Source organism: Streptomyces sp. NBC_00443, from assembly GCF_036014175.1.
GTDB lineage: Bacteria > Actinomycetota > Actinomycetes > Streptomycetales > Streptomycetaceae > Streptomyces.
The window spans coordinates 8,344,617-8,357,212 of record NZ_CP107917.1; the positions used below are offsets into that span (position 1 = coordinate 8,344,617).

Annotated in this window: 8 protein-coding genes and 2 pseudogenes; 6 read left to right on the top strand and 4 right to left on the bottom strand. The window is 71.6% G+C overall.

What is annotated here, in order from left to right:
• Positions 1 to 193: 193 nt before the first annotated feature.
• A pseudogene (locus OHO27_RS38010) lies at positions 194 to 1,488 on the top strand (DUF6986 family protein).
• 103 nt (positions 1,489 to 1,591) lie between these two features.
• On the top strand, positions 1,592 to 3,688 hold the full coding sequence (locus OHO27_RS38015; protein WP_328429470.1) for a serine/threonine-protein kinase: 2,097 nt from the start codon (positions 1,592 to 1,594) through the stop codon (positions 3,686 to 3,688).
• Between the two features lie 32 nt (positions 3,689 to 3,720).
• Here the strand turns inward: OHO27_RS38015 and OHO27_RS38020 are convergent, their stop codons facing one another.
• Positions 3,721 to 4,506, bottom strand: a complete 786-nt coding sequence (locus OHO27_RS38020) for a hypothetical protein (protein WP_328429471.1) — start codon at positions 4,504 to 4,506, stop codon at positions 3,721 to 3,723.
• Positions 4,507 to 4,525: 19 nt separating this feature from the next.
• Positions 4,526 to 5,602: a LacI family DNA-binding transcriptional regulator gene (locus tag OHO27_RS38025; protein ID WP_328429472.1), complete on the bottom strand. Its 1,077-nt coding sequence runs from the start codon at positions 5,600 to 5,602 to the stop codon at positions 4,526 to 4,528.
• A gap of 240 nt (positions 5,603 to 5,842) precedes the next feature.
• Here OHO27_RS38025 and OHO27_RS38030 point away from each other — a divergent pair, with 240 nt between their 5' ends.
• A complete protein-coding gene (locus OHO27_RS38030; RefSeq protein WP_328429473.1) occupies positions 5,843 to 6,793 on the top strand; it encodes an ROK family protein in 951 nt (316 codons plus the stop codon).
• Positions 6,794 to 6,845: 52 nt separating this feature from the next.
• Here OHO27_RS38030 and OHO27_RS38035 read toward each other — a convergent pair whose 3' ends face one another.
• A complete protein-coding gene (locus OHO27_RS38035; RefSeq protein WP_328429474.1) occupies positions 6,846 to 8,864 on the bottom strand; it encodes an NPCBM/NEW2 domain-containing protein in 2,019 nt (672 codons plus the stop codon).
• A gap of 178 nt (positions 8,865 to 9,042) precedes the next feature.
• Between OHO27_RS38035 and OHO27_RS38040 the strand changes: the two genes are divergently transcribed.
• The 3 genes and pseudogenes from OHO27_RS38040 (at position 9,043) to OHO27_RS38050 (ending at position 11,546) form a co-directional block, all read left to right on the top strand.
• Positions 9,043 to 10,029 (top strand): TIGR01777 family oxidoreductase, encoded by a 987-nt coding sequence (locus OHO27_RS38040; protein ID WP_328429475.1) that lies wholly within the window; start codon positions 9,043 to 9,045, stop codon positions 10,027 to 10,029.
• Positions 10,030 to 10,079: 50 nt separating this feature from the next.
• Positions 10,080 to 10,358: a hypothetical protein gene (locus tag OHO27_RS38045; RefSeq protein WP_328430747.1), complete on the top strand. Its 279-nt coding sequence runs from the start codon at positions 10,080 to 10,082 to the stop codon at positions 10,356 to 10,358.
• Positions 10,359 to 10,503: 145 nt separating this feature from the next.
• Positions 10,504 to 11,546: pseudogene (locus OHO27_RS38050) on the top strand (NUDIX hydrolase).
• On the opposite strand, the gene OHO27_RS38055 reads toward OHO27_RS38050, so the two are convergent.
• Positions 11,513 to 12,571, bottom strand: a complete 1,059-nt coding sequence (locus OHO27_RS38055; RefSeq protein WP_328429476.1) for a serine/threonine-protein kinase — start codon at positions 12,569 to 12,571, stop codon at positions 11,513 to 11,515. The pseudogene OHO27_RS38050 and the gene OHO27_RS38055 overlap by 34 nt on opposite strands.
• Positions 12,572 to 12,596: the final 25 nt, after the last annotated feature.

The following is a 12,596-nucleotide window of genomic DNA, read 5'->3' on the forward strand; positions in this document are numbered from 1 at the left end:
CGGTGGGAACTACCGGACGAGTCGTGCGGGGCGTGCGTATGGAAGTGTGATATCGCGCCCTGAGATGGGCGTGAACATGGCGGGTTGGGTGAGTGACTCCCCGTGGACATGGTGTTGACCAGCCGGAAGGTCGCCGGATAACTTCATTCTACGGATTGTTGATTCCGTATCGCGGAAGTCAGGAGGATGTGGGATGGGTCAGGGCCAGCAGGAGAAGGTGGCGACCAGCCTCGCGGGTGCCGTCAGCGAGGAGATCAGCGCCTCCCTCGCGCCGGTCGACGCCGAGCTGGAGCGCCGCTACCCCGGAGACCCCGGTACCCGCCAGCCCGTCCACACCGTCTACGTCCCCGGTGACGTCTTCGCCGCCGACACCGTCCGCTCCTGGGGCGACCAGGCCCTCGCGCTCCTCGACGAACACGCCCCGGACGCCGCGTCCTTCGCCGCCGTGCTCGGCCTGTCCGACGAGCTCGCCGAGCCCGTCCACGCGCGTGTGCGCGCCAAGCTGGAGCGCGAGCCCATCGAGGACCTGCGCGTCGACTTCGAGGACGGCTACCACGGCCGCGACGAGGACGAGGACGCCGCCCGCGCGGCACGGCTGATCGCCGAGGCGTACGAGAACGGCACGGCGGCCCCGTACATGGGCATCCGCATGAAGTGCATGGAGGCGCCCGTACGCGACCGGGGCATCCGCACCCTCGACATCTTCCTCACCGGCCTGATGGAGGCCGGCGGCCTGCCCGACGGGCTGGTGCTCACCCTGCCCAAGGTCACGTATCCCGAGCAGGTCACCGCCATGGTGCGGCTCCTGGAGGAGTTCGAGAGGCGCGCGGGCTCGAGCCCGGCCGGATCGGCTTCGAGATCCAGATCGAGACCAGCCAGTCCATCCTCGCCACCGACGGCACCGCCACCGTCGCCCGGATGATCCAGGCCGCCGAGGGCCGCGCCACGGGCCTGCACTACGGCACCTTCGACTACAGCGCCTGCCTCGGCGTCTCCGCCGCCTACCAGGCCAGCGACCACCCGGCCGCCGACCATGCCAAGGCGATCATGCAGGTCGCGGCGGCGGGCACCGGCGTACGCGTCTCCGACGGCTCGACGAACGTCCTGCCGGTCGGCCCGACCGCGAAGGTCCACGACGCCTGGCGCCTGCACTACGGCCTCACCCGCCGCGCCCTGGCCCGCGCCTACTACCAGGGCTGGGACATGCACCCCGGCCACATCCCGACCCGCTACGCGGCCGTCTTCGCCTTCTACCGCGAGGGCTTCGAGCAGGCGGCGGCCCGCCTTGCCCGGTACGCCAACCGGACCGGCGGCGACGTGATGGACGAGCCCGCCACCGCCAAGGCGCTCAGCGGCTATCTGCTGCGCGGCCTGGACTGCGGGGCCCTCGACATCGGCGAGGTCGCCCGGCTGACCGGCCTGACCCGCACCGACCTGGAGGGCTTCTCGGTGCCCAGGAGGGGCGATTTGACGGCTTCCGCGAAGTAGCGGCCCTGTCACATTCGCAACCACCGGCTGGCGTTGTCACTCCTGCCCCGTAGTCTGTACGCCACGCAAGGCATGTCAGTGGTGTCACAGGAACGGGGCAGCGGTGTCATCGGGGGAGAACGGACAGGCGGACGAGACCGGTCGGCTGCTGGCCGGGCGCTATCGCGTGGTGGCGCAACTCGGGCGCGGCGGCATGGGCGTGGTCTGGCGTGCCGTCGACGAGGTGCTGGGCCGCGAGGTCGCCGTCAAGGAGCTGCGCACCTACTCTGACGCCGACGGTCCCGAACTGGCCGATTTGCGGCTGCGGATGCAGCGCGAGGCTCGCGCGGCGGCCCGGGTCAAGCACTCGGGCGTCGTGGCCGTGCACGACGTCGCCGAGGTCGACGGACGCCCGCTGATCGTCATGGAGCTGGTCGACGGTCCCTCCCTGGAGACGGTGCTGCGGGAGCGCGGCACCCTCGATCCTCGTGAGGCGGCCGGGATCGGCGCCAAGGTCATGGACGCGCTGGCCGCCGCCCACCGCGCCGGCGTCCTGCACCGTGACGTCAAGCCCGGCAACATCCTGCTCGACCGCTCCGGCCGGGTCGTCCTGACCGACTTCGGCATCGCCGCCATGGACGACCCGGGCGACGGCGCGGCCACCCAGCTCACCCGCACCGGTCATCTCGTCGGCTCCCTCGACTACTTGGCCCCCGAGCGCGCCCAGGGTGCCGATCCGGGCCCGTCCTCGGACGTCTGGGCCCTGGGCGCCACGCTGTACGCCGCGGTGGAGGGCTCCGCCCCCTTCCGCCGTACGTCGACGTTCTCCACGCTCACCGCGATCGTCTCCGAGCCCCTGCCGGAGCCCGTCAACGCCGGGCCGCTCGGCCCCGTCCTGGCGCGGCTGATGGACAAGCGGTCCGAGTCCCGCCCGGAGGCCGACGAGGCACGCGAACTCCTCCAGGCGGTGGCCGGGTCGGGCGGCACGGACTCGCCGACAGCGGCCCTGCGAGGCACGGCGGACTCCGGGCCCGCGCGGAACGAGACGGAGCGCAACGTCCCCTCAGTGCCGCCAGGATTCGGACCCACGGCCGCGGTCGCGCCTGACGGGCAAGGATTCGGGGGACCCGCGCCGACCGGGCCCGCCCAACAGGCGTACGGCGGCCAGGGCCAGAGTGCGCCAGGACCCCAGAGCGCGGACACGCCACAGCAGGGCGTACCCGCCTCGGGCCTGCCCGGGGCGCCACGCTTCGGGACTGCGGGGCAGGGCGCGAACGGGCCCGCGACTCCCGGCCAAGGCACGCCGCCGGCACAGGGCTTCGGCGCCGCCGGCCATCCCGTCCCGCCCGTACCCGGGCCCGGACCCGGCGCCACGGGGCAGCCGGCCGCCTCGCCGCACGGCAGTGTGCCAGGGCACTCCGGCCGGCCCCCACACGGCTTCGGCAGCCCCAGCCCCTCGCCGCACGACTCCGCCGCCACCGGCCCCATGGTCACCTCCTCCGGCAGCACGCCCCGGCGCAAGAGCCGCGCCCTGCTCGCCGCCGTGGCCGTCACCGTGGTCCTCGCGGCCAGTGGGGTCACGGTCGCCCTGCTGAACAACTCGGGCGACGCCAAGGCCGAGGAGCCGGGCACGTCGGCGGTCGCCGCCACGGACAAGTCCGCCGAGGCGAGCGGCAGTCCCGACGCCGACCGCTCGGGCGACGGAGGCCTGACCGAGAAGGACGACGACAAGAAGTCCCCCGACACGAGCAAGTCCCCGAGCCGCACGGCGGAGGGCGACCCCACCGATCGCCCCACCACCTCGTCCCCGACCAAGACCTCGGGATCGGGCGGCACCGACGGCGGCACCACGGGCGGAGGTTCCGGTGACGGCGGCACCACGGGCGGTGGCGGAACCACAGGCGGCGGGACCACGGGCGGTGGCGGGACCACGCCGGACCCGTCCTGCTTCGCCATCGGCGGCGGCAAGTACAACTGCACTGTCTGGAAGACCGCCAAGTCCTACACCGCCTCCGGCGCCGAGGTCGGCATCCTGAACGCGGGCACCAACTACTTCTACTGCCAGCAGAACCTGGGCCGCCGTGAGACGTCCGGCCAGTGGACCAACGTCTGGTGGGCCAAGACGGACGACGACAGCGGCAACACGAACGTCTTCGTCAGCGACGTCTACCTCGAGGGCGGCAACAACGACGAGCCGGTGCCGGGACTCCCGGTCTGCTGAACCCGGGGCTGCTGAGCTCAGGTCCGGGCACCTCAGTTCCGGTGGCCTCGGTTCCGGTCGACCCGGAGGTACTTCTCCAGCCCGGAGGTCGTCACCCGCTGCTCCTCCGCGAGCAACCGCGTCCCCCGCTCGCACAACCCCGCGTCGGCTCGCGCGCGGTCGCTGAACTCCTCGGGAGTGACCCCGAACAGCTCCCGCAACCGGGCCGAGTCCAGCAGGAGTTCCGAGATCAGCGCACGCTGGCCGGGGTGGGTGCGCGGTGCGCCGGAGCCGTCGTGCAGGGAGCCATGGCGGTTGACGTACACGAAGGTGCCCGGGAGCGTGCTGCCGTCCGCCGTCTCGATCCGCACGTCGGGTGCCGGCAGCCAGGCGCGGCCGAAGTTGCCGTCCGGCGCCGGTACGCCCTCGCTGGCGTCGATCACCGCGAGCTGCTCGGAGTCGAGCCAGGTGATGAACAACTCCCGTACGTGGCCCGGTGCTTCGAAGGGCGACGCGGACATGTACCCCATGCGGCTCACGTGCGCGGAGACACCGACCTCGATGCCCGTCACCCGCACCTTCACCATCGGAAGGGGAGTGACGATTCCGAATGCCACCATCTTGCGCCGCAGTTGGCCGGGGCTGGCGTTGGAGCCGACCGCGAGGACGGGCACGCGGTCGTCGTACACCAGGCGGTCCAGGGGCAGCAGCCGGTCCCCGTCGAGGAGCCCGGAGTCCGACGGCCAGGCGCCCGGATAGAGCAACGGATGGTCGCGCGGCGCCTCCGCCAGGCCGAGCGCCTCAAGGGTGCGGTCCTGCACCGGCCGTGAGCTGCTCATGCGGTGGTCCATGGGCCGCTCAGTCCGCCGGCGGCAGCTCGCCCGAGCCGCGGGTGATCAGCCGCGTCGGCAGCTCGATGCGTTCCGGGGCGACCAGGGTGCCGTCGAGCTGGCGGAACAGCCGCTCGGCGGCGGTACGGCCGAGAGCCGCGGCGTCCTGGGCGACGACGGTGACGCCGGGCTGCAGCAGGTCGGCGAGTTCGATGTCGTCGAAGCCGACGAGGGCGACACGACGGGACTGCTCGGCGAGGACGCGGATCACGGTGACCGTCACGCGGTTGTTGCCCGCGAAGATCGCGGTGACGGGGGAAGGCCCGGAGAGCATTTCCTCGGCCGCCCTGCGCACCCGCTCCGGGTCGGTGACGCCCAGGGACATCCAGGCGTCCTCCACCGGTATGCCCGCGTCCTCCATGGCTGCCCGGTAGCCGCGCAGCCGCTCGGCGGCCGTGTGGATGCGGGGCATGTCGCCGATGAAGCCGATCCTGCGGTGGCCGTGGGCGATGAGGTGCGCGACGCCGTCGCGGGCACCGCCGTGGTTGTCGGACAGGACGCAGTCGACGTCGATCTGCCCGGCCGGGCGGTCGACGAACACGGTGGCGACGCCCGCCTTGAGCTCGGGCTCCATGTACCGGTGGTCGTCACCGGCCGGAATGATCACCAGTCCGTCCACTCGCCGCGCGCACAGCGCCAGCGCCAGCTCCTGCTCGCGGTCCGGATCCTCGGCGCTGGAGCCGTTGATGAGCAGGGCGCCGTGCGCTCGGGCGACCTCTTCGACCGCCCGGCTGAGCGGTCCGTAGAAAGGGTCCGCGAGATCCTCCAGGACCAGGCCGATGCTCGCCGTACGGCCCTTGCGCAGCACCCGCGCGCTGTCGTTGCGGCGGAATCCCAGGGCGTCGATGGCCTCCTGGACGCGACGCTCCGTCTCCGGGGTGACGCCGGGCTCTCCGTTGACCACGCGCGAGACGGTCTTCAGGCCGACTCCGGCACGCGCCGCGACGTCCTTCATGGTCGGACGGTTGCCGTAGCGGTTCTCCGGAAGGCGGTCGGAGCGGCGGATGGTCTCGGCCACGATGCGGTGTCCTGTCCTGTCGTCCACGGGACGAGTCGATCCATGAGGCTCACTCGGTCCGCGCGGATGCGTCTGTCCATGGGGATGCGTCGGTCCATGGGTTTGTATGAGGATGTGGCGTCGAGCATAGAGCCTGGACAACGTTGTCAGATCCAGGGGACACTGTCCACCGCAATCTCCGGCCTGCGCCCCCACCGCGAGACCGGCTCGCCCAATTCCCGTGGTTGACGGGGAGATCCGAATGGTTGACGGGGAGAACTGACACTGATGCACACCGACCTCGTGGCTGCGCTCGACATCGGCGGCACCAAGATCGCCGGAGCGCTGGTGGACGGCCACGGCAAGATCGTGGTCCGGGCTCAGCGCGCGACGCCCGCCCGGGAGGACGGCGACACCGTGATGCGGGCCGTCGAGGAGGTCGTCGGCGAACTCGCCGTGTCGCCCCTGTGGGGACGCGCCACGGCCCTCGGCATCGGCAGCGCGGGACCGGTGGACGCCTCCGCGGGCACCGTGAGTCCGGTGAACGTGCCCGGCTGGCGCGACTATCCGCTGGTCCGGCGCGTCCGTGAGGCGGCCGGCGGCCTGTCCGTCGAGCTGATCGGCGACGGCGTGGCCATCACGGCGGCCGAGCACTGGCAGGGAGCGGCCCGGGGGCACGACAACGCGCTCTGCATGGTCGTCTCGACGGGCGTCGGCGGCGGCCTGGTCCTGAACGGCCGACTGCACCCTGGCCCCACCGGCAACGCCGGCCACATCGGTCACATCAGCGTCGATCTGGACGGCGATCTGTGCCCGTGCGGTTCGCGGGGTTGCGTGGAGCGCATCGCGAGCGGCCCCAACATCGCCCGGCGGGCGCTCGAGAACGGCTGGCAGCCGGGCCCGGACGGTGACACCTCCGCCGCCGCGGTGGCCGACGCCGCGCGGGACGGCGACCCGGTCGCCGTGGCCTCCTTCGAACGGGCCGCACAGGCCCTCGCCGCCGGAATCGCGGCCACCGCGACCCTCGTCGAGATCGACATCGCGGTGATCGGCGGCGGAGTGGGCAAGGCGGGCGACGTCCTCTTCACCCCGCTCCGCAAGGCCCTGCACGACTACGCCACCCTGTCCTTCGTCCAACGCCTGACGATCACGCCGGCCCAGATGGGCACGGACGCCGGCCTTGTGGGGGCCGCGGCGGCCGCGCTCGCCGGGAAGGCGGGCGCGGCGGCGGGGGTCTGAGCACTCCGGCGGGCAGGAACGTTCAGCCGCCGGGTGGGGGCGGGCGGACCGCTCAGCAGGTCAGTCGCGCCTCCGCCCAGTCCCCGTGGTCCGAAGTGACGCCGTCGCCGCCGTCGGTGACGACGAGCCGGACCACCTGGGCGCCGGTCACATCGGCCGTGAGTGCCTGGGCCGGCATCGCGTTGGTGAGGACGCCGGTCGAGGCGGCCCGGGTGCCGTCCTCCCAGATCTCGAAGGCGACGGTGCCGTCGGCGCCCTCCTCGTCGTCGACGCCGACCTGCGCGGTGACCGACTCGCACGCGCCGCCGCCGTAGAACTCGACGGTGCTGTCGGCGTGGACACCGAGCCCGCTGCCGAACGCCACGCCGCCGATGGTGATCGGGTGTCCGTCGCCCGCGTCGCTCTCGCCGTTGCTTGTGTTGCGCTCGACGGGGCCCCACCCGTTGGTGGCCGAGAGCCACTGGAGGTCACCGAGCCCGGACGTCCCCGGGGGCGGCGCCACCACCACCGTCGCCGTCAGCGGCAGCGCGCTGTCGACGCGGACACCGGAGGGGGAGCGGTAACTCGCCCTGAGCGTGAGGCCGTACGACCCTGGCGGTGTCCCCTGCGGGGCGGTGACTGCCCACTTGGTGCGCAGGGAGCGGCCTGTGGAGAGCGCGGGCGAGGTGGTGGGGGACGTCGCCTTGACGGACCACCCCTCGGGGCCGGTCAGCGCGACGGACACGCGCTTGGCCGTCGTACGCCCGAGGTCGGTGACGGTCGACGTGAGGCCTGCCTTCTTGCCCGCCTCGACCAGCGGGCTGCCGTCCAGGCCGAGTTCGACGGCGGGCGGGTGCTGGACCGACCTGGGGTCGGCGGCGACGCGCAGCAGGACGGTGCCGTGCGCGGGGACGGTCGCGGAGATCGTGCCCGCGGTGTTGTAGCTGCGGTGCTGCCACAGGTCGCGCAGGGCGTAGGCGTCGGCGGCGGGCAGGCCGACCGCGTCTGCGCTCGTGGTGATGCGCTGGGCGGTGCCGGACTCGTTGAAGAGGGCCACCGCGCGGCTGCCGTCCCGCATCTCCTTGGCGACGACCCAGCGTCCGCCCTGCGAGGAGATCACCGTGCCCTGCTTGCCCAGCGGGTCCTGGTCGACCGCGATGACCTCGCGGTTGCCGAGGATCTCGAAGGTCTCCTCGGTGGCCGAGCGCAGGTCGGAGCCGATGAGGAGCGGAGCGGCCATGATCGCCCACATCGAGAAGTGCGAGCGGTACTCGGTGTCCGTCATGCCGCCGTTGCCGACCTCCAGCATGTCGGGGTCGTTCCAGCGACCGGGCCCGGAGTGCGGCGCGAGCGGCAGGTTCTGCTTGAGGATCGACAGCATCGAGCCCCAGTTGTCGCTGATGTCGCCCGTCGTGCGCCACAGCTGGCCGACGTCGGCCGCCCACTCCCAGGGCTTGTTCTCGCCCCACTCGCAGATGCTGTGGACGATGGGACGGCCCGTGGCCCGGAGCGCGTCGCGCATGGTCGTGTAGCGCAGCTTGGCGTCGACACCCTGGTTGTTGCAGTTGTCGTACTTGAGGTAGTCCACGCCCCAGTCCGCGAACTGCTGGGCGTCGCTGTACTCATGGCCGAGAGAGCCCGGGAAGCCGGCGGTGTTGCAGGTCTTCGTGCCCGCGCTGGTGTAGATGCCGAATTTCAGGCCCTTGGAGTGGACGTAGTCCGCGACCGCCTTGATCCCGTTCGGGAACCGGACGGGGTCGGGTACGAGCTTTCCGTTCGCGTCCCTGGACGGCAGGGCCCAGCAGTCGTCGAGGTTGACGTACTCGTATCCGGCGTCCTTGAGGCCCTTCTCGACGAAGATGTCCGCGACCCCCTTGACCATGGACTCGTTGAACTCGGCGCGGCAGTGCGTGGAGTTCCAGTTGTTGAAGCCCATGGGCGGGGTGAGGGCGAGGGCCTCCGCCGGGGCGGCAGCCGCAGGAGCCGCGGGGGCCGCGGCGGCGGGGGTGGCGAGTCCTGCCGCGCAGAGCAGGCCTGCGGCGAGCGCTCCGACCACTCTTGTGCGGGTTGTGCGGGTGTGAAGGTTACGCACCGTTACGTTCCTCCGTACCTGCGAAGACGGGTGACGGCATGTACGCGTCATGGTGCGTTCACGGTAGAACCTGTCGGAGTGTGTTGGAAGTCGCCGGAGGGGAATGGTGGGGCGAGAGGAGTTTTTGAACGTGTTCAACATTCTGGGGTAAGGTCGTTCCCATACGAGAGGGGGAGCCATGAAAATAGTGATTCCCGGGGGAACCGGGCAGGTGGGCGCGGTCCTGAACCGTGCGCTGAGCAGCGCGGGCCACGAGGTCGTCGTCCTGACGAGGCGGCCCACGCGCGACGGCGAGGTGCACTGGGACGGCGAGACCCTGGGGCCGTGGGCCACGGCGATCGACGGCAGCGACGTCGTGATCAACCTGGCGGGGCGCAGCGTCAGCTGCCGCTACACCGCGCCCAATTTGCAGGCCATGATGGATTCGCGGGTGCACTCCACCCAGGTCGTCGGCGAGGCCATCGCGAGCGCGGCCCGGCCGCCACGCGTCTGGCTGCAGATGAGCACGGCCACCATCTACGCCCACCGCTTCGACGCGCCCAACGACGAGGTGACGGGCATCATCGGCGGCAGCGAGCCCGACGTGCCGGACTACTGGGCCTACAGCATCGACATCGCCAGGTCCTGGGAGCGGGCGCAGGAAGAGGCTGACACGCCGCACACCCGGAAGGTCGCCCTGCGTTCCGCCATGGTGATGAGCCCCGATCGCGGCGGCGTCCTCGACATGCTGCTGCGGCTCGCGCGGCTGGGTCTCGGCGGCCCCGTCGCGGGCGGCGGCCAGTACATCTCCTGGATCCACGACCGCGACTTCGTCCGCGCGCTCGAGTTCCTGATCGAGCGGGAGGACCTCGTCGGGCCGGTGAACATCGCCGCCCCCGAACCGCTCCCGCAGCGCGCGTTCATGCGGGACCTCCGCTCCGCGTCGCGCGTCCCGGTGGGCCTGCCCGCGACGAGGTGGATGGCGGAGATCGGCGCGTTCGCCCTGCGCTCGGACACCGAGCTGCTGCTCAAGAGCCGCCGTGTCGTCCCTGGCCGGCTGCTCGACGAGGGGTTCGCCTTCGCGTACGCCCGCTGGCCGGAAGCGGCCGACGACCTCGTACGGCGCGTACGGCACCGCAAACTCAACCGGGGCCGGACCGGGGCCGGAGTTCCGTCGCCGACCTGATTGCCCGAAGGCGAGCGTGACTCACGGCCCGTTCCACAGTTGAACCCACCATGAAGAAGCGCAGCATGCTCGCCATCGCCTCCCTGGCCACCGGATTCGTTGTCGCGGCGGTCACTCCGTCCCATGCCGCCGAAACCCCCGCCACCGGTGGTTCCCCCGCCTCGGGGCTGCCTGCCGCCGGGATCCCCGTCAGCGGCGCTCAGACGAAGGTCGCCGGCGTGAACGTGGACGACGCCCTGGACACCGTCGGCCGGGCCATCAACCGGGAGACGGACCGGGCCGTGAACGACGCCCCGCACGGGAAGACCAAGAACGGCAAGAAGGGCTGACGAGCCCACCGGCACGACCGGACGGCGCCGGAGCCCCCGAATCCGAGGGGACTCCGGCGCCGTTGTCATGCGCTCTCTACGGGAGCTGGTTTCCGTGGCAGGGTGGAGCGGGCAAGCCACAGGGGGCCAACAGAAGAGGGGAAACGTGATCGTTTGGATCAACGGTGCGTTCGGTGCGGGAAGACCACCACCGCACGGGAACTGATCGAGCTGATCCCGAACAGCACGCTCTTCGACCCCGAGGTCATCGGCGGAGCACTCACTCACCTGCTTCCGCCCAAACACCTCACCGAGGTCGGTGACTTCCAGGACCTGCCGATCTGGCGACGAATCGTGATCGATACGGCGGCCGCGCTGCTCGCCGAGCTCGGCGGGACCCTCGTGGTTCCGATGACGCTGCTGCGCCAGGAGTACCGCGACGAGATCTTCGGTGGCCTCGCCGCCCGCCGCATCACCGTCCAGCATGTGCTCCTCGCTCCGGCGGAAACGATCCTGCGGGAGCGAATAGCCGGGCGGGAGGTTCCGTCCGACCTGCCCGACGGCGAGATACGGGTCCGGCAGTGGTCGTACGACCGCATAGAGCCCTATCGCGCCGCGCTCGCTTCCTGGCTCACCGCCGACGCCTATCCCGTCGACAGCGGTGGCCTGACCCCGTACGAGACCGCCGTCCGTATCGCCGAGGCCGTCGGCAGCGGTTCGGTCCCCGTCTGCGACATCGTGCAGACGCCCGAGCCCACCGCCGAGACCCTCGCCTCGGGCGTCCTGCTCTTCGACGAGGAGGACCGCGTGCTGCTCGTCGACCCCACCTACAAGCCCGGCTGGGAGTTCCCCGGTGGCGTCGTGGAACCCGGCGAGGCGCCCGCGCGCGCGGGCATCCGCGAGGTCGCCGAGGAGACGGGGATACGGCTGGACGACGTACCGCGCCTCCTCGTCGTCGACTGGGAGCGGCCCTCGCCACCCGGCTACGGAGGTCTGCGCCTCCTCTTCGACGGCGGGCGGCTCGACTCTGCGGAGGCCGAACAGCTCCTGCTGCCCGGGCCCGAACTGCGCGACTGGCGCTTCGTCACCGAGGCGGAGGCGGCCGATCTGCTGCCGCCGGTGCGGTACGAGCGACTGCGCTGGGCGCTGCGGGCGCGGGAACGCGGGGCGGCGCTCTATCTGGAGGCGGGCGTGCCGGCGCCTTCGTGAGCGAGTCGCAGCTCGTCGTACGGGTACGGGGTCAGCCTGCTCTCGTGCTGCAGGCGCTTGGCGAAGTCACCCATCACGACGGCCAGCGGCGCATGGCGCTCGATGATGTCGGCGGCGGTGCCCGGGATGTCCCGCGGCCTCGCCCCGTCGGCGCAGTCACGCACGAAGGCCTCGCGATCGTCCTTGCCGTAGCCGTACAGGGCGGTCGCGAGCCAGTTCACGAAGTGGAATGCGGTGTAGTCGCGGTCGTAGTGCCGGTGCCGCTCGAAGAAGCCGCGCTCCTGTGGGGAGAGGGGGAAGCGGGCGGAGAGAGCGAGGCCGTAGTCGGCGAGGTAGAGCCGGTGGCCGTCCGTGAGGAAGTTCAGGAAGTGGGCGTCGAAGTGCACCAGCCCGCTCTCGCGGAGGAAGCCGATGGTGGCCGCGAGCTCTCGTTCCACAAGAGCGCACGCGGCGTCGGCTTCCTCCGTGCGCAGCCGGGCGTCCAGCCATTCGTTCAGTGTGTACGGCACATACTCCAGGAACAGCGTCAGGCTCGCGGACGCCGTCCGCAGTCCCTCGATGCGCTCGCGCACCCGTGGGCCGCCGCCCCAGTAGTCGACGGCCCGCTCCGCATCGGACAGCAACTCGTGCAACGGCTGCGGTACGTCGGGCAGGACCCGCCAGTGGTGGGTCAGCGGGAACCCCGCGAACCGGTCGGCCAGCACCCAGTTCGTGGTCATCGTGTGCACGGCGAGTTCCCGCCAGGCACCGAACCCCGGACTGCCGATGCCGTAGTGGAAGAACGCCGGCAGTCCGAGGAGGTTCGCCGGGGAGCGGACGTTATCCGGCCGCAACTCGACGTCGGTGAGCGGCACCCGCTTCACGAAGACCCGTCGGCCGTCCACCTCGATCAGTGTCGAACGGCCCCCGATCCCGGTGCCGAGCGGTTCGCCCGACTCCACGAGGGCCGCGAGTTCGTGGTCGCTGAGCAGTGCCAGGGACGTGGCGATGTCGGTGTGGGCGGCGAGGCGTTCGGTGCGGATCATCGCCCCATCATCAGCTGTGGGTCCC